Origin of the sequence: Lysobacter antibioticus (genome assembly GCF_001442535.1) — a bacterium.
Taxonomy (GTDB): Bacteria; Pseudomonadota; Gammaproteobacteria; order Xanthomonadales; family Xanthomonadaceae; genus Lysobacter; species Lysobacter antibioticus.
In genome coordinates, this window is the sequence record NZ_CP013141.1 from 1,327,804 (window position 1) to 1,343,948 (window position 16,145).

Here is a 16,145-nt window from a genome sequence, read left to right on the forward strand (position 1 = left end):
GATGAGCGGCCGCCGGCTCCCGCATGCCGTCCGTGCCGCTCTCGCCATCGCGGCCGTATGGGGCGTGCTCGCGATGGCACCGGCGGTTGCGGCCGGGCTCCAGGTCACGCCCACCTCGCTGACCCTGCAGGCCAAGCAGAGCGCTGACGGGCTGTGGCTCAGCAACACCGGCAGCAAGCCACTGCAGGCCCAGGTCCGGGTGTACCGCTGGACTCAGGAAAACGACCAAGAACGCTACGAAGCCACGCGCGCGCTGGCGATCAGTCCGCCGATGCTGGAACTGGCGCCCGGGGCGCGGCAGTTGCTGCGGGTGATCCGGCTCGGCGCACCGCCCGCCGCCGAAGAAAGTTATCGATTGATCGTCGACGAACTGCCGCCCGGCGATCAGGACCGCCCGGCCGGCCTGCAGTTCGTACTGCGCTATTCGGTGCCGGTGTTCCTCGCTCCGCCGGGGGACGCGGCCCTCGCACCCGAGCTGCGCGCGCAACTGAGCTTCGAAGGCGAACAAGCGCGCCTGAGCGTGCACAACCGCGGCGGCCAGCATGCGCAGCTGGCCGATCTGGTATTCGTCGATGCGCAGGGAGGCCGTCATGCGATCGCGTCGGGCCTGTTCGGTTACGCCCTGGCCGGCCAGCGCATGCGTTGGCCGTTGGCGGCGCCGGCCGAGTTGCTGCGCGGTCCGGGCACGTTCAAGGCGAGGATCAATGGCGAATCGACCGAGCGGACACTGGCGCTGGACCCGCCGGCTCGCTGAAGCCATGTCCGCCGGCCTGCTCCTGGCATCGCCTGCGAGCCATGCGGCGGACCTGCCGCCGTTGATCCTGGCCCGCGCCGGCGAGAGCAATGCCGCCAGCGCACCGCTGCAGCTCTATCTCGAAGTCAGCCTCAACCAGACCGCCTACGGCACGCCGCAGCCGTTCGAGCTGCGCGACGGCCATTTATTCGCCAGCGTCGCCACCCTGCGCCAGATCGGCTTCGTTCTGGAGGGTCGCACCGACGCCGAATCGGTCGCGCCCGACAGCCTGGATGGCGTCAGCGTGCGCTACGACGCTTCGCTGCAACGCGTGGCGATCGATGCGCCGCTGTCGCTGCTGTCGTTGGCGACCACGCGCCTCAACGCACCGGGCACCGACATCCCCACCGCGAGCGCGTCGCCCGGCCTGTTGTTCAACTACGACCTGTACAGCAGCCGCGACGACCACAGCGACAGCACCAGCGCCTTCGCCGAACTGCGCGTGTTCGGCATGGGCCGCGGCGTCTTCAGCCAGACCGCGGTCACCCGCAGCCAACGCAGCGAGGACGAACCGCGGCGGACCGATTCGGTGCGCCTGGACAGCAGTTGGCGCTGGTCCTCGCCGGCCTCGATGCTCAGCGTCAGCGTCGGCGACGTAATCAGCGGCCAGCTCGACTGGACCCGCCCGCTGCGCCTGGGCGGTGTGCGCATCGGCCGCGACTTCGGCCTGCAGCCGTATCGCATTACCACCCCGCTGCCGACCTTCGTCGGCGAAGTTGCGGTGCCGTCGGCGGTGGACCTGTACGTCAACGGCATCCGCCAGTACAGCGGCGAACTGCCGCCGGGGCCGTTCCAGCTCGCGACCATCCCCGGCATCACCGGCGCCGGCAACGCGCAACTGGTCGTCACCGACGCCTTCGGCCGCACCCGCCAACTCGACTTTCCGTTCTATGCCGCGCAACAGCTGCTCGCCAAGGGTTTGTCGGATTGGTCGCTGAGCCTGGGCCTGGTGCGCGAGGACTACGCGTTGCGTTCGTTCGCCTACGGCAGCGAACCGCTCGCCAGCGCCGATCTACGCTACGGCGTCAGCGACAACTTCACCGTCGAGGCGCATGCCGAAGGCGGCGACAGCGTGGTCAACGGCGGGCTCGGCGCGGTCTGGCTGCTCGGCGGCGCCGGCGTATTCAGCGCCTCGCTCGCGCATGGACAGGACCGCAACGACTCCGGCTGGCTGTACGCCGCCGCCTACAACTGGAGCAACGGCCGCTTCAACATCTCCGCCGACACCCAACGCACGCATGGCGAATACCGCGACGTGGCCTCGCGCTATGGCCAAGCCCCGGCGCGGGTCAGCGAACGCGCGGTGGCGAGCTGGAACGACACCCGCCTGGGCAGCTTGGGCCTGAGCTACGTGCGCCTGATCTATCGCGACGAAACCCCGGCCCGCTACGGCAGCGCGACCTGGAGCCGCAACTTCAAGAGCGGCGCGTCGCTGAGCCTGTCGTACAACCAGAACCTGGACCGCTCCGAGGACCGCAACATCTACCTCGGCTTCTCGATGAACTTCGATCGGCAACTGCAACTCAGCGCTTCGCTGCAGCGCAACCGCGGTCGCGACCAGGCCGTACTCGACCTGAGCCGGCCGCTGCCCGGCGACGGCGGCTTCGGCTGGCGCCTGCAGGCGCGCGGCGGCGACGGCGAGGAAGGCGGCCTGGCCGAAGCCGGCTGGCTGACTTCGTATGGACGCTACAGCCTCGGCTTCGCGCGTCAGGGCGACGTCGATTACGGCTACGCCAGCGCCAGCGGCTCGCTGGTGTGGATGGGCGGCCATGTCTTCGCCGCGCGCAACGTCAGCGATGCCTTCGCGGTGGTCTCGACCGGCCGCGCCGACGTGCCGGTGCTGCTCGAAAACCGACCGATCGGCCGCACCGACCGCGACGGCATGCTGCTGGTGACGCCGCTCAATGCCTGGCAACGCAACCGCATCGCCATCGACCCGATGGAACTGCCGGCCGACCTGCGCCTGGACCGGGTCGAGGTGCAGGCCACGCCGCAGGACCGTTCCGGCACCTTGGTGCGCTTCGGCATCGAACAAGTGCGCGCCGCGGTGTTGGTGCTGCAGGACGACCACGGCGAGGCCCTGCCGCTCGGCAGCCGCGTGCATCTGGACTCGGACTCGAATTCGGGTGCGAGCGCGGTCGTCGGTTACGACGGCGAGACTTATCTGGACACCTTGCAGGAACTCAACACGGTGCGCGTCGATACCCCCGACGGTTCCTGCAGCGTGCGCTTCGCGTATCCGGCCGGCGGCGGCGTGCCGCGCATCGGCCCCTTGATCTGCCAGAGGCAGGTATCGCCATGAATCGCCTGCACGCCGTAGCGCTGTGCTTGATGTTGATGCTGCCGCTGTTCGCGCGTCCCGCATCGGCAGCGACCACCTGCACCGGCAGCATGACCAATCTGAATTTCGCCGCGACCAGCGGCGGCGTTACCGACGCCACCGCGACGTTCAGCGTGACCTGCAACACCTTCGGCCTGTCCCTGCTCGCCAATGCCAGGGTCAATATGTGCGTGAGCATCTTCAGCGGCACCGATGGAGGCGGCACGCTCAATCCGCGCCGTCTGATCAACACCTTCAGCGATCCAATGAACATGCAGCTCTACACCGACGCCGCACGCACGGCGATATGGGGCGCACGTGGCAACGCCACCGTGCCCAATCCGGTGCTACTGCAATTTACCTACTCCGTACCGGTACTCGGCGGCAGCGAAACACAGAACGTCACCTTGTACGGCCGCATCCCGGCCCAGACCGGGCTCAACGCCGGCACTTACGTCAATCGTTTCACTGCAGCTACCGACACCTTGATCGAGTTCCGCTATGCCGAACAGCTGCTCGGCACCCCGCCGATGCCGGCGTCGTGCACTTCCGGCGGCAGCGCCGGCACCTCCAGCCAATTCCCCTTCACCGTCAACGGCTCGGTGCCGAACAGCTGCACACTCACGCCCAAGCCGGTGCCGAATATGGCCTTCGGCAGCGTGCCCGGCCCGATCACCTCGAACGTCGACCAGACCACCTCGATCGGCCTGGTCTGCAGCGGCCGTACCGCCTGGCAGATCGGCCTCAACAACGGCCTCTACGCCAGCGGCGCGACCCGACGCATGCGCAACGGCGCCGGCCAGTTCGTGGTCTACGAGTTGTATCGCAACAGCCCGCGCACGCAGCGCTGGGGCAACACCCTCGGCAGCGACACCTTGACCGGCACCGGTACCGGCACGTCGCAATCGCTGCCGGTCTACGGCCGTGTCGGCGCGCAAACGCCGAGCATCGGCAGCTACAGCGACACCATCACGGTGACGGTGACGTACTGAATGCATTGCCGATCGATCGCGAGGCGCGCGATGCACGATGTGTGGCCGCAGGATGCGTAAAGGAAAAAAGAAAAAGGAGGCGCGAGGCCTCCTTCAAACCGGCTTGCGCCGGAAGATTACGAGTTGTGGCATGGCCCCGGCTGGCACCGGGATGGGCGCAGCCTAACGCCGCACCAAAGTTAATGCAACACCTGAAGTATTGCGATGTAACTTATTGATTTTAATTGACGGGTAATCGCCAACGCCCCTGAGACTGCGCTCACGGCGCCAGATCGAGCGCGGCGCGCTTGGCCTGGCGACGGGTTTCGCGCGGCTGGCTGAAGTCGTTGTTGAAGGTCATCGCTTCCCACGAGCCGTAGCTCGGGTTCGGCAGCATCCACCAACGTTCGCCGAACCAGTCGCGGTACTGCTGCAGCAAAGCGTCGCGGCCTTCCGGGGTGTTGGCGACCACCTGGACGAAGTCGCCGAGCTGATCGCCGAACTGCATCAGCACGCGGTACTGGCGCCCGGCCAGCAGGCGGCGGCAGTTCTTCTCGCTGCCATTCTGTTCGCAGCCTTCGACCACCGTGCCCAGGCCGAGAAAAACCTGATCGTCGGCGACCGGCAGACCGGCGCTGCGCAGGTTGGCCAAGGTGGCCTCCTTCAGGTGCACGGCGCGGTTGGACAGATAAAGAATCGTGATGCCCTTGGCCTGCGCGGCCTTGGCGAAATCGACCACGCCCGGCAGCGGCTTGGCCTTTTTCTCGGCGACCCAGGCGTCCCAGCTGACCTCGTCGTATTCCTTGCCGTCGCGCACCAGGCGCGCCTGGTAGGGCGAGTTGTCGAGCACGGTTTCGTCGACGTCCATGACCACGGCCGGCTTGAGGCCCTTGACCGGATTGCCGCGCTCGTCGGGTACCAGCGCGTCCCAGTTGGGCTGCTTAAGCGCGGTGTCGAGCTTGTCGGCGGCGGCGCGATAGACCGTCTCAGTCGCGGCGCGATATTCGACCGAACGCTGCATCCACAGCACCGCGTTGAGGTTGTCGTCGGCGCTGGACGCGGCCGGCGCGGCGGCGGGAGCGGCCTTCGTCTCGGCCGGGGCCGCAGGCGCGGGCGCGGCCGGCGGGGCCGTCGGCTTGCAGGCGCTCAGCGCGAGCGCGCAAGCGAGGGCGGTCAGGGCAAAGGCGCGGGTCTGCATGCGCGGACGCTCGGTGGTGGAAAGGCGGGGAGTGTAGGCCCCGCGGCAAAACGCTGTCGATTGCCGGCCCGGCCGCGACGCTCCAGGGCGCGACGGAGGGCTTACCCCAGCGGCCCGCAAGCGACCGCCCGGCCGTTCAGCGGCGCTCGCGCGGCGGCGCCTGGGCGATGCATTCGACTTCGACCTTCGCGCCCAAGGCGAGCCCGGACGCCGCCAAGGCGCTGCGGGCCGGGAACGGCGCGCTGAAATGCTTGCGATAGACCTCGTTGAAGGCCGGCCAGTCGGCGATGTCGGCCAGGAACACCGTGCATTTGACGACATCGCTCATCGAAGCGCCGTGGCGTTCGAGCACTTGGCGAACGTTGCGCAAGGTCTGCTCGGCCTCGGCGGCGATGCCGCCCGGAGCGAGCGCATTGTCGCCGCCGGGCACGGTGCCGATCTGGCCCGACAGGAACAGCAGGTCGCCGCTGCGCACGGCTTCGGAGAACGGCAGCTTGGCCGCGGCCGGATCCGGCGAGCGCAGGAACTCGGGCTTGCGCGCTTCGCCGGCGATGGCGCCGTGCGCGGCGACGGCCAGTAGCAGCGATATCGACAGGGCTAGGCGCATGAGCACTCTCCAGGGTTCGTTCGGTGTCGGAACTGCGGTCGGGGATTCAATGCCGGGATGAGCGACGCCGCGATCGTCGGCGAGCGCGCCGCGCCCTTATGCCGGCACCGGCGCGACCTGCAACGAAACTTGCTTGCTGTTGCCGGCCACCCACTGCGTGCCGACTTCGCCGAAACCGTAGCGCGCATGGAAACGGCTGGAAGCTTCGTTGAACGGCACGATGTAGAACTCGCAGACGACCTGGGCGAAGCCGCGCTCGCGGGCGAACGCGAACAGATCGTCGTAGAGCAGGCCGCCGAGCTTGCGCCCGCGGTGGCTGGCGGCGACGGCGATACGGTCGACGTACAGGAAAGTCGGATAACGCTCGGAGAACCACAGATAGTTCGGGCTGTCGTAATCGGCGCCCTCGCGAAACGCGAGCAGGAACGCGACGACGCGGTCGCCGTCGCAGACCACGCGGTGATACACCGACTGCCGGTCCAGTTCGGCGAGCCGCTGCGCGTCGAGCGGGCTCATCAAGGCCTCGGATTCGAGGTTCAGCGCGAGCACCGCCGGATGATCGGCAGGGGTGACGTTGCGGACGATAAGGGAAGTCATTGCGGCGGTGATCCGAGGTCTGGGAGTGAATGAAGGAACTAGCGAGTAGAAACCAGGAACTACAAGCGAGCAACCAGGAGTGAGACACAGGCCGCTCCCACTCACTCCTCACTCCTCTGGCCTCACTGCTCGCTTCAAGTAGGCGTGCCGACCTCGTCCCACTCCTGCTCGTCGAACCGCAGCAGCCAATTGAGCGCGTAATGGCGCTCGTAGACGATGCTCGGATGCAGATCCGCCGGCGGCGCTTTTTCGTCGAGACGGGCCTGGCGGACCAGCCAATGACGGCGATAGATCGCATCCAGGGCATCGAGCAGTTCCGATACCGGACGCAGCCGGGCCGCGGCGATATGGGCTTCGTCGGCATGTTCGATCGCGATCAGGGCGATCTCGCCGGCATCGCAGATCGCGGTCGGCGGCGGCAGCGCAGCGGTCAGGCCCAGCGCCCACTGCAGCAGCGCCGCGCTTTCGTAGCGCCAGCCGTGATTGGCCCAGGTTTCCTCATCGGGCGTTTCCGCCTCGATGAAGGCGCGTTCGGCCGGCGTCAGCGCGGCGACGCCCGGCCCGAGCTTGAGTGCGATCTCCTGAGCCGACAGCGGGTCGCTGCCCAGCGATTCGGCGCGCACCGCGACCGCGGTCAGCGCCAGCATGCGTCGCATGGTTTCTTCGGGCGTGCGCAGACGCACTTCGCCGGCACCTAGCACCGGCGGCAGATGCGCCGGTACTTGCGCGCCGAGAGCGTGCAGTTCGGCTTCGCTGCGCGCCTTGCGCTCGCGCGCGTCGGCCGGATACGGCAAGGCCGAATCGGCATCGATCGTCGGCTCGCCCTGGCTGACCAGCACTTGCCCGGCCGGATCGCGCACCGAGCCGTCGGGCAGGAAGCAGACGGCATTCGCGGCCTGCGCCCACGAGGCAAGGGCCTCGAACGCGCCGTCCTCGACCTCGAAGCTGTAGTGGCTCTGGACCCGCTGCAGGTGGCGGATCACCGCGAAGGTGCGCGCGTCCATGCCCTCTGCGACCGTACCGAGCACGTAACCGACGAAGCCCTGCAGATGCGGCACCAATTCGGCGTCGCTGCGGTCGCGATAGGCCGGCGGCGCCTTGAGGAAATCGGGAGCCGGCGGCGCGGCGAGCGTGGAGTAGGCGTTGATCAACAGGGCCATGTCGTTGCGCGTTCGTGGACGAGTGCGGCAAGACTAGCCGATTCGGTCGAAATGGGCGCGGCGACGGTTTGCGGTTTGCGCAGGTGGCCGTCATGTTGCGCGCAAGAGCAAATCCCCTGGCGCAGCCGCCAACACGGCTACGTTGAAGCGGCACAGGCGCTTGCCCCCTCTGCAAAGGGGGCGAAGTTTTGCGCGTTCTGTAGTTCCGGAGTTACATCGGCTTGGTGTTGGCACTGGCGTTGTGGCGACTGCCTGCGCCACGTCCAATCCCAGCAGACCCCTTCCCCTTTGGAAAAGGGGGGCCAGGGGGATTTGCTCCTGCCCGCCCCGCCCGCAAAACCCCGTGCCGCTCAGCCGTTTTCCAGCAACGCCTTGATCGCCGCGAACCCCGCGTTCGCGCGCTCGTGCTTGCGCGCGGCGTCGGCGACCGGGTCGGCGCCGTCGCGCTGCAGTTCGGCCGCGGGCAGTTCTTCGATGAAGCGGCTCGGCTTGAGGCGGATGCGTTCGCCCCAGCGTTGGGTCTCGCGCGCATGCGACAGGTACAGCGCTTCCTTCGCGCGGGTGATGCCCACGTACATCAGGCGCCGCTCTTCGTCGAGGCGACCCTCGTCGAGGCTGGCGTCGTGCGGCAGATTGCCGTCCTCGACGCCGACGATGAACACGTAGCGAAACTCCAGTCCCTTGGCCGCGTGCAGGCTCATCAGCCGCACCTGGTTGCCGGCCTCGCCCTTGTCGGCATGCGACAGCAGCGCCAGCTGCGCGGCCAGTTCGCCTGGGCCCGCGCCCTTGCCGCCGTCGAACCAGCCCGACAGTTCGCCGAGATTTTCCTTGCGCCGCTGGAACGAAGCTTCGTCCTTGCACTGAGCGCGGATCGAGGCCAGCAGGCCGCTGCGTTCGGCCAGCACGCCGACCAGTTCGCCGGGGCTGATGCGCTGCGCTTCGTCGCGCAGGAAACGCAGGATCTGCACGAAGCCATCGAGCGCGGTGCCGGCGCGCGGACTGAGCTGTTTGATCGCGTTGATCGATTCGGCCATGCGCGACATCGGCAACTGCGCGTGCTGGGCCATCTCGGCCAGCTTGGCCAGGGTGGTCGCGCCGACCTCGCGCTTAGGCGAGGTCACCGCGCGCAGGAAGGCCGCATCGTCGTCGGGGTTGGCGATCAGGCGCAGCCAGGACAGCGCGTCCTTGACCTCGCCGCGCTCCAGAAACGCGGTGCCGCCGCTGAGGTGATAGGGCACGCGCAGCAACTGCAGCGCCTTCTCCAGCGCGCGGCTTTGGTGGTTGCCGCGGAACAGAATGCAGAAATCGGCCCACATCGCCTGGTTCTTCTGCGCCAGGTACTGAATCTCGGCGGCGACCTTCTCGGCCTCGTGGGCGCTGTCGCGGCATTCCCAGACGCGGATGCGCTCGCCGTCGGCCTGGTCGCTCCACAGGGTCTTGGGATGCTCGTGCGGGTTGTTGGCGATCAACGCGTTGGCCGCGCGCAGCACGCGGTTGCTGCAGCGGTAGTTCTGCTCGAGCTTGATGATCTCCAGGCTCGGATAGTCCTTGCCCAGTTCCAGCAGGTTGTCGGGGTTGGCGCCGCGCCAGGCGTAGATCGACTGGTCGTCGTCGCCCACGCAGGTGAACAGGCCGCGCGGGCCGGCCAGGGCCTTGAGCAAGCGGTACTGGGCGTCGTTGGTGTCCTGGCATTCGTCGACCAGCAGGTAGCCGATGCGTTCGCGCCAAGCCAACTGCACCTCGTTGTCGGCTTCGAGCAACTGCACCGGCAAGCGGATCAGGTCGTCGAAATCGACCGCGTTGAAGGTGGTCAACCGCGCCTGGTACATCTCGTACACCGTCGCCGCCTCGATCTCGCGCGCGCTGCGCGACTCGCGCATGGCTTCGGCGGGCGACAGGCCGGAGTTCTTGGCGCGCGAGATCAGGTTGCGCATCTCGTCGATCACGTCGGGCTTGCTGCCGGCCGGCAGCAGGTCCTTGATCTGGGCGTTGCTGTCGTCGCTGTCGAACACGCTGAAGCCGCGGCGCAGGCCGAGCTTGGCGTGTTCGAACTGGAGGAACTTCAGCCCCAGCGCGTGGAAGGTGCAGATGGTCAATCCGTCGGCGCCGTCGCCCCGGATCCGCTTGGCCACGCGCTCGCGCATTTCCTTGGCGGACTTGTTGGTGAAGGTGATCGCGGCGATGCGCTTGGCCGGCATGCGGCCGGACGCGATCAGATGGGCGATCTTCTCGACGATGACGCGGGTCTTGCCGCTGCCGGCGCCGGCGAGCACGAGCAGCGGCCCTTCGGTGTTCAGAACGGCGGCGCGTTGGGGGGGATTGAGACCGTGCATGGAATGTCGGATCGCCGGCAAGGGCCGGTCAGGCCGCACAGTCTAACCGCCACGCCCGCGACCGGGCCGGGAGGCTGGAGTAGGCTAGGCGCCGCAGGCCCGGACCGCGCCGGGCCGTCGTCGGAGGTCGCCATGGAACGTGGTCTCGTCGTCTTGCTGGCTCGCGCCGGGCTGGCCCTGGCCGCCATGGCCGGCCCTGCATCCGCCGGAACGACCGCTGCCGGCTCCACGGCTAGCGGCCCAGGTACCGTCGGCCCGACCGCTGCCGCGGCCACGCCGGCCGAGGCGACGCCGGAACAACTGGCCAGCGCCGAAACCGACCGCATCGGCCACCGCGATTTCGACGCCCGCCAGCGCATGTCGGCGACCCATCCCAACGAGCTGTGGCGCTTGTACGGCACCGACGCGGCCGGCCGCGGGCAGTGGCAGGACGCCTCGCGTTTCTTCCGCCGCGCCGCGCGCTATGCCGACAAGTATTCGCAGCATCGGCTCAGCCTGATGTACTGGCATGGCCTCGGCGTGGCGCACGACCGCGCCCTCGCCTACGCCTGGGCCGACCTCGCCGCCGAGCGCAGCTACCCGCAGTTCGTATTGCTGCGCGAGAAGATGTGGCAGGAGCTCGACGAGGACGAGCGCCAGCGCGCCTTGCGGCAAGGCGTGGCGATCTTCGACGAGTACGCCGACGAGGTCGCCAAGCCGCGCATGGAGCGCGAAGTCGCCCGCGCCCGCAGCCGCATCACCGGCAGCCCGGCCGGTCTGACCACCGGCAACCTGCTGGTGTTCGCCTCGCGCGGCGGCTCGAGCCTTTTCGACCCCAGCGACTCGCTCGACCTGCGCCCGATGTACGCCGACTGGCGCCTGGACACGCGCCGCTACTGGGCGGTCGAGGACGCGGTCTGGCAAAGCGGCGGCAACGTCGAGGTCGGCACGCTGGAAAAGATCATGAGCAGCCAGCGCCCCTGAAGCGGCCGACGCTGCATCCTTTGCCCCGGCTTGCTACCCTCGCCGCCGCACCGGGCCTCCGCTCGGCGCGAACACCGGAGCGCATGCCGTGACAGGACGTCTGATCTTTTGTCTGTTCGCCGCCTCGTTGGCGATGGGTTCGGCTTCGGCCGCGACGCAAGCGCCTATCGGGCCCGACCCCGCCGCCGATGCGGCCCTGGCCGACGTCGGCTACATGCACCTGCATCCCGACGTGGAGTACCGCCAGCTCGGCCTGCAGTCGTATCGGCGCGGGCATCACGCCGTCGCCCTCGATCATTTTCGCCGCGCCGGCTATTTCGGCGACAAGCCCGCGCAGGGCCTGGTCGCGGAGATGTACTGGAAGGGCGAAGGCGTGGCGGCCGATCGCGCCCTGGCCTATGTCTGGATGGACCTCGCCGCCGAGCGCGGCTATCGCGACCTGGTCGGCCTGCGCGAACGCTACTGGGCCGCGCTGAGCGCGGCCGAACGCCAGCGCGCGCTCGAACAAGGCCCGGCCCTGTACCGGGTCTACGGCGACCCGACGGTCAAGCCGCGCTACGCCCGCCGCCTGCAACGCTTGCGCAACCAGATCACCGGCAGCCACATCGGCAGCGACGTCGGCGTGCTGGCCGGGCAGCGCGACGCCTCCGGCTCGGTCGCCCTGACCGGCGGGCTGTACGCCGACGCCAACTGGAACGCCGAGCAGTACTGGCAACGCCAGGACCGCCTGTGGAAGCTGAAACTCGGCGGCACGGTCAACGTCGGCGATGTCGAGGCGATGAATCCGGAAGGCGCCGTCCTGCCGCTGCCCGCCGATAGCGCACCGAAGGACAGGGCCGAGCCCAAGGACCCGCCGCGACCGCGTTGATGCGCTCGGCAGCGCATCCGGCCCCGACTAAACGGGCCGGGCCGCGGCTCCAGCCCTCGCACGCCGCACGTCAAGTCTGTGGCGGCGCCGCCACGCGCCCTAAACTGCGGCCATGGCCAAGCTCTATTTCTATTATTCGGCGATGAACGCCGGCAAGACCACGACCCTGCTGCAGTCGGCGCACAACTACCGCGAGCGCGGCATGCGCGTGGCGATCCTGACCCCGCGCCTGGACGATCGCGCCGGCAGCGGCACGGTGGCCTCGCGGATCGGCCTGCGCGCCGACGCGGTCGCCTTCGACCACGATGCCGACCTGGAACAGCTGATCCGCGCCGACATCGCCGCGCAGGGACAACTGCATTGCGTGCTGGTCGACGAAGCCCAGTTCCTGAGCCGCTCGCAGGTCTGGCAACTCAGCGAGATCGTCGACGCCCTGCGCATCCCGGTGCTCTGCTACGGCCTGCGCACCGACTTCCGCGGCGAACTGTTCGAAGGCAGCCAGTACCTGTTGGCCTGGGCCGACGAACTTACCGAGATCAAGACTATCTGCCATTCCGGCAAGAAGGCGACCATGACCGTGCGCGTGGACGAAGCCGGCCGCGCCGTACAGGACGGGCCGCAGGTCGAGATCGGCGGCAACGACCGCTACGTGTCGGTCTCGCGCGCCGAGTACAAGAAGGTCATGCGCGGCGAAGGCACGATCGAGCCCTTGCAGCAGTCGTTGCAATTATCGAATTAGAGCGGCGGAAGGGACGGCCATAGGACCGAAACCCGCGCCGTGGCCGCCTTGGCGCGGTCGCGGCTTGCACCGCTCCTACCCAGGAGCGACGCAACATAGGGTAGGAGCGGCGCAAGCCGCGACCACGAACCCTCGACCGCCGTCGCGCCCCTGCGACCTCGCTTAATCCGCCAACGCCGAACGCAAGAACTCGTCGAGCCGCTCGGCCCGCCCGCTGGCCGCCGGCAGCGTCTGCCCCAGGCCCTGCATGCGTTCCAGCTCGGCGGCGAGGAAATCGCTGATCGCCGGCACGCGCGGCCCGGCCGCGACTTCGGCGCTGCGGCGCTTGCGCACCAACAAGGCCTCGATCGCCTCGCGCACTTCGCCGTCGGGCAACAGCCGCTCCAGCAGATCCTCGAATGCCATCGGCGGCGGCCCTTGCTCGCGCTCGATCCACTGGCAGGCCAGCACCGGGCGCAGCACGTACAGGTATTTCTTGGTGCGGATGTGTTCGCCGCCCAGGTGGGCGCGGAAGGTGCCGTGGGCCAGGCTGAAGTAGTGGTGCCAGGCCGCGATCGGCGAATAGAACTCCTCGGCCAGGGTGCGCAGTCCGGCGCTGAGCACGCCGTCCTCGCGGTAGACGATCGGCGAACGCAGCCACTCCAACAGGGTCGGGTTGGACTTGGACAGCAACCGCAGCACCTTGCGCAGGTCCCAGCCGCTGACGTCGAGCTCGTCGTCGATCGGCAGCTCGATCACGTCGCGCTGCGGCTCGCCCAGGCCGGTGCGTTCGTTGACCGTCAGGTACCACGGCCGGCGATGGACATAGACGAAACGGGCGTCGTAGTCGCTGTCGGGCGAAGAGAACCCCCAGCCGCGGCTGCCGGACTCGCAGGCGTAGACGATGCGCACGTCGTGCTCGCGTTCGACCGCCGCCAGGGCGGCGAGCACCGCGCGCCGCTTGTCGTCCGAAACCGGGTGGATGTCCTGGGCCGCGTCCGTGGAATTCATTGCCGTGGCATGCCGATGCGTGGCCCGGCAGCGTAGCGCAAACCCCGGCGCGTTCCGATGCTGCGCGGACGCCGCGGGCTGGCGTATCGTGCACCGACCCCGGCGCCGCGACGAGCGCGCCGCACCCCAGCGAACCCGATGCCGCCGATGCCATCCAATACGCCGTCCACTACCGCTATCCAGACTGAACGCCTGCTGTTGCGCGAACTGACGCCGGACGATGCCGGCTTCATCCTCGAACTGCTCAACGAACCGTCCTTCATCGACAACATCGGCGACCGCGGCGTGCGCGATCTGGACGGCGCCGTGCGCTACATCCTCGACGGCCCGGCGCAGAGCTACGCCCGCAACGGCTACGGCCTGTGGCGGGTCGAGCTGCGCGACAGCGGCGAGGTCATCGGCATGTGCGGCCTGCTGCGGCGCGAGACCCTGCCCGACCCCGACCTGGGCTATGCCTTCCTGCCGCGCCATTGGTCGCGCGGCTATGCCCTGGAATCCGGCGAGGCGGTGCTGCGCCATGCGCGCGAGGGGTTGGCGCTGTCGCGAGTGCTGGCGATCACCGATCCCGCCAACCAACCCTCGATCAAGGTGCTGGAACGGCTGGGCCTGCGCTTCGAGGGCATGGTCCGCATGAGCGAGGACGCCAAGGAACTGCGGCTGTTCTCCACCGCACCGGCGCAGACCGAATGACGCCGGCCGCATGAAACTCCGCCACCTCGCCTGCGGCCTGCTGTCCGCCCTGCTCGCCGCGTCCGCCTGCGGTTGCGCCGACGCGCGCCCGCCGCAAGTCCGCGACGGCGACGTGATCTTCCACGTCTCGCGCTCTTCGCAGAGCCAGGCGATCCAACGCGCCTCCGGCTCGCGCTACAGCCACATGGGCGTGATCCTGCACCGCGACGGCCAGCCCTACGTGTTCGAGGCGATCGACCCGGTGACCTACACGCCGCTGGCACGCTGGATCGCCCGCGGCAGCGGCGGCCACTACGTGCTCAAGCGCCTGCGCACGCCGTTGACCGCGCAGCAGGCCACGAAGCTGCGCAATGCGGCGGAAGCTTTCCGCGGACGCCGCTACGATCTGGCGTTCGAGTGGTCGGACCAGCGCATCTATTGCTCGGAGCTGGTCTGGAAGATGTACGACCGCGCCCTGGGCGTGCGCATCGGTACGCTGCAGCCGCTGCGCAGCTTCAAGCTCGACGACCCCGCGGTGAAGGCCAAGCTGCGCGAGCGTTACGGCGAGCGCGTGCCGCTGGCCGAACCGGTGATCTCGCCGGCGGCGATGTTCGACTCGCCCTTGCTGACCAGCGTCGCCTCGGGCTGAATCCGCGCACCGCGCAGCACCGCCCCGCGGCCGATGTAGTCGGTCCAGACCACGTGCACCGCCTCGTCGGTCACCGCCATCTGCGCGAATCCGGTGCCGCGGCCGCGCCCCTGCAGACGCGCCACTTCGATGCGCTGACGCTCGCGCGACAGATCCGGCGCCAAACGTGCGAGCTGCAGGCTCTGGCCGTTGCTGTCCTCGCGCAGCCACAGCACCCAGGCGGCATCGGCGCTCAGCGCGGTTTCGACCCGCCCCTGCACCTGTTCGCCGCGGTCGAGCACCAGCGGCGCAGCGAAGCGATCGCCGGCGTCGCGGCTGTAGGCCGCCTGCACTGTCGGCGTGTCGCCGGCCGCGGTGTACCAGGCCACCACGGCCGCTTCGCCGAGCGCGCTGACCGAGGGCCCGTTGACTGGGCAGGCCGGCATCACCCAGCCGTCGGCGTGCACCGGCTTCGGCTTCGTCCAACCGCGCTCGTCGCCACGGGTGACGGCAATGTCGCGGACCTCGCCCTCGCTGCGGTCGCGATAGACCAGCAGCGGGCCGCGCGCGGTCATCGCCGCATCGGTCTGGCAGCAGTCGCAGGTCATCGTGTCGAGTTCGACTTCGTCGAAGCGATGCAGGTTGGCGCCGATGCGCACGCTACGCAGACTCATCGCACCGGAGCCGCCACCGTGACCGCCGCCATGGCCGGCCTCGCCGCTGTTGCTGTGGCGGCCGTCGAGCCAGGCCACGCCGACCGCGTCGGCGCCGTCGGGCCAGATCGACACGAAGCCGTGCTCGCTCTGGCCGCCATCGGTATTGACCTTGAGCGGCGACGACCACGGCGCTGCGCCGTTGGCCGAGCGCACCAGCACCACATCGTAGGCATACGGCGCCTGCGCCGATTTCTGCAGCCAATGCGCCCACACCGCGCCGTCGGCGCTCACCGCGAGATGCGGCGTGTCGGCCCAGTTGACGAACCAGTCCTGGCCCACGGCGATCGATCGCGGCGGCTCGGGCCAACGGCCGTCGCGGTCGGCGACGGCGTAGCGCAGGGCATACTTGCCGGCTTCGCCGGTGATCCACGACAACCACACACGCCCATCCGCTGTCGCGATCAAGTCGGGCTGGGCCGCCGCCGCGTCGATCCGCAAGGGCCAGGCCGAAACCCGCCACGGCGCGTCCGCTGTTTGCGCTTCGGCTTCCGGCCGCGCCGGCTCGCGGCCGCAGCCCGGTAAGAGCAGCAGCAACGGCAACAGAGCCAGGCAAGGCAGACGAGGCATCATGGCCGGAGTCGAAAAGCCGAAGG

At 68.9% G+C, this 16,145-nt stretch carries 15 protein-coding genes; 8 read left to right on the top strand and 7 right to left on the bottom strand.

Going from position 1 to position 16,145, the window contains the following annotated elements; translation table 11 throughout:
• Position 1 precedes the first annotated feature (1 nt).
• Genes GLA29479_RS05475 through GLA29479_RS05485 form a run of 3 tightly spaced genes read left to right on the top strand, consistent with a single transcriptional unit; the run spans position 2 to position 4,105 of the window.
• Positions 2 to 754, top strand: a complete 753-nt coding sequence (locus GLA29479_RS05475) for a fimbrial biogenesis chaperone (RefSeq protein WP_082638302.1) — start codon at positions 2 to 4, stop codon at positions 752 to 754.
• A complete protein-coding gene (locus GLA29479_RS05480) occupies positions 705 to 3,095 on the top strand; it encodes a fimbria/pilus outer membrane usher protein (protein WP_057971015.1) in 2,391 nt (796 codons plus the stop codon). Before GLA29479_RS05475 ends, GLA29479_RS05480 begins: the two co-directional genes overlap by 50 nt.
• Positions 3,092 to 4,105 (top strand): Csu type fimbrial protein, encoded by a 1,014-nt coding sequence (locus tag GLA29479_RS05485; protein ID WP_057971016.1) that lies wholly within the window; start codon positions 3,092 to 3,094, stop codon positions 4,103 to 4,105. The genes GLA29479_RS05480 and GLA29479_RS05485 overlap by 4 nt, the downstream gene beginning before the upstream one ends.
• Positions 4,106 to 4,364: 259 nt before the next feature.
• On the opposite strand, the gene GLA29479_RS05490 is transcribed toward GLA29479_RS05485, so the two are convergent.
• The 5 genes from GLA29479_RS05490 to GLA29479_RS05510 all read right to left on the bottom strand — a co-directional run bounded on the left by GLA29479_RS05490 (position 4,365) and on the right by GLA29479_RS05510 (position 9,979).
• Positions 4,365 to 5,282, bottom strand: coding sequence for a 5'-nucleotidase, lipoprotein e(P4) family (locus GLA29479_RS05490; protein WP_057971017.1), 918 nt, complete (start codon positions 5,280 to 5,282; stop codon positions 4,365 to 4,367).
• 136 nt (positions 5,283 to 5,418) lie between these two features.
• On the bottom strand, positions 5,419 to 5,889 hold the full coding sequence (locus tag GLA29479_RS05495; protein ID WP_057916128.1) for a RidA family protein: 471 nt from the start codon (positions 5,887 to 5,889) through the stop codon (positions 5,419 to 5,421).
• A gap of 96 nt (positions 5,890 to 5,985) precedes the next feature.
• Positions 5,986 to 6,486: a GNAT family N-acetyltransferase gene (locus GLA29479_RS05500; RefSeq protein WP_237051715.1), complete on the bottom strand. Its 501-nt coding sequence runs from the start codon at positions 6,484 to 6,486 to the stop codon at positions 5,986 to 5,988.
• Positions 6,487 to 6,620: 134 nt separating this feature from the next.
• Complete coding sequence (locus GLA29479_RS05505) at positions 6,621 to 7,646, bottom strand: DUF4272 domain-containing protein (protein WP_057916127.1); 1,026 nt, start codon at positions 7,644 to 7,646, stop codon at positions 6,621 to 6,623.
• A 350-nt stretch (positions 7,647 to 7,996) separates the two neighbouring features.
• Positions 7,997 to 9,979, bottom strand: coding sequence for a UvrD-helicase domain-containing protein (locus tag GLA29479_RS05510; RefSeq protein ID WP_057916126.1), 1,983 nt, complete (start codon positions 9,977 to 9,979; stop codon positions 7,997 to 7,999).
• Positions 9,980 to 10,111: 132 nt separating this feature from the next.
• Here GLA29479_RS05510 and GLA29479_RS05515 point away from each other — a divergent pair, with 132 nt between their 5' ends.
• The 3 genes from GLA29479_RS05515 (at position 10,112) to GLA29479_RS05525 (ending at position 12,549) form a co-directional block, all read left to right on the top strand.
• Complete coding sequence (locus tag GLA29479_RS05515) at positions 10,112 to 10,942, top strand: SEL1-like repeat protein (protein ID WP_057916125.1); 831 nt, start codon at positions 10,112 to 10,114, stop codon at positions 10,940 to 10,942.
• Positions 10,943 to 11,030: 88 nt separating this feature from the next.
• Positions 11,031 to 11,810, top strand: coding sequence for an SEL1-like repeat protein (locus GLA29479_RS05520; RefSeq protein WP_144436366.1), 780 nt, complete (start codon positions 11,031 to 11,033; stop codon positions 11,808 to 11,810).
• 112 nt (positions 11,811 to 11,922) lie between these two features.
• Entirely contained in the window at positions 11,923 to 12,549 is a 627-nt protein-coding gene (locus GLA29479_RS05525; protein WP_057916123.1) for a thymidine kinase, read from the top strand.
• Between the two features lie 162 nt (positions 12,550 to 12,711).
• On the opposite strand, the gene GLA29479_RS05530 is transcribed toward GLA29479_RS05525, so the two are convergent.
• Positions 12,712 to 13,539, bottom strand: coding sequence for a nucleotidyltransferase domain-containing protein (locus GLA29479_RS05530; protein ID WP_057971019.1), 828 nt, complete (start codon positions 13,537 to 13,539; stop codon positions 12,712 to 12,714).
• A gap of 147 nt (positions 13,540 to 13,686) precedes the next feature.
• Here GLA29479_RS05530 and GLA29479_RS05535 point away from each other — a divergent pair, with 147 nt between their 5' ends.
• Together GLA29479_RS05535 and GLA29479_RS05540 are read left to right on the top strand one after the other, a co-directional pair.
• Positions 13,687 to 14,229, top strand: coding sequence for a GNAT family N-acetyltransferase (locus tag GLA29479_RS05535; RefSeq protein WP_057919828.1), 543 nt, complete (start codon positions 13,687 to 13,689; stop codon positions 14,227 to 14,229).
• A gap of 10 nt (positions 14,230 to 14,239) precedes the next feature.
• Complete coding sequence (locus GLA29479_RS05540) at positions 14,240 to 14,857, top strand: YiiX family permuted papain-like enzyme (RefSeq protein ID WP_057971020.1); 618 nt, start codon at positions 14,240 to 14,242, stop codon at positions 14,855 to 14,857.
• Here GLA29479_RS05540 and GLA29479_RS05545 read toward each other — a convergent pair.
• A complete protein-coding gene (locus GLA29479_RS05545) occupies positions 14,767 to 16,122 on the bottom strand; it encodes a hypothetical protein (RefSeq protein WP_057971021.1) in 1,356 nt (451 codons plus the stop codon). The genes GLA29479_RS05540 and GLA29479_RS05545 overlap by 91 nt on opposite strands.
• Positions 16,123 to 16,145: the final 23 nt, after the last annotated feature.

Coding starts and splice junctions, on each gene's coding strand:
- GLA29479_RS05500 (WP_237051715.1), bottom strand. CDS start 6,486: ATGACTTCCCTTATCGTCCGCAACGTCACCCCTGCCGATCATCCGGCG.
- GLA29479_RS05515 (WP_057916125.1), top strand. CDS start 10,112: ATGGAACGTGGTCTCGTCGTCTTGCTGGCTCGCGCCGGGCTGGCCCTG.
- GLA29479_RS05535 (WP_057919828.1), top strand. CDS start 13,687: ATGCCATCCAATACGCCGTCCACTACCGCTATCCAGACTGAACGCCTG.
- GLA29479_RS05475 (WP_082638302.1), top strand. CDS start 2: ATGAGCGGCCGCCGGCTCCCGCATGCCGTCCGTGCCGCTCTCGCCATC.
- GLA29479_RS05485 (WP_057971016.1), top strand. CDS start 3,092: ATGAATCGCCTGCACGCCGTAGCGCTGTGCTTGATGTTGATGCTGCCG.
- GLA29479_RS05525 (WP_057916123.1), top strand. CDS start 11,923: ATGGCCAAGCTCTATTTCTATTATTCGGCGATGAACGCCGGCAAGACC.
- GLA29479_RS05495 (WP_057916128.1), bottom strand. CDS start 5,889: ATGCGCCTAGCCCTGTCGATATCGCTGCTACTGGCCGTCGCCGCGCAC.
- GLA29479_RS05505 (WP_057916127.1), bottom strand. CDS start 7,646: ATGGCCCTGTTGATCAACGCCTACTCCACGCTCGCCGCGCCGCCGGCT.
- GLA29479_RS05510 (WP_057916126.1), bottom strand. CDS start 9,979: ATGCACGGTCTCAATCCCCCCCAACGCGCCGCCGTTCTGAACACCGAA.
- GLA29479_RS05540 (WP_057971020.1), top strand. CDS start 14,240: ATGAAACTCCGCCACCTCGCCTGCGGCCTGCTGTCCGCCCTGCTCGCC.
- GLA29479_RS05545 (WP_057971021.1), bottom strand. CDS start 16,122: ATGATGCCTCGTCTGCCTTGCCTGGCTCTGTTGCCGTTGCTGCTGCTC.
- GLA29479_RS05480 (WP_057971015.1), top strand. CDS start 705: ATGGCGAATCGACCGAGCGGACACTGGCGCTGGACCCGCCGGCTCGCT.
- GLA29479_RS05530 (WP_057971019.1), bottom strand. CDS start 13,539: ATGAATTCCACGGACGCGGCCCAGGACATCCACCCGGTTTCGGACGAC.
- GLA29479_RS05490 (WP_057971017.1), bottom strand. CDS start 5,282: ATGCAGACCCGCGCCTTTGCCCTGACCGCCCTCGCTTGCGCGCTCGCG.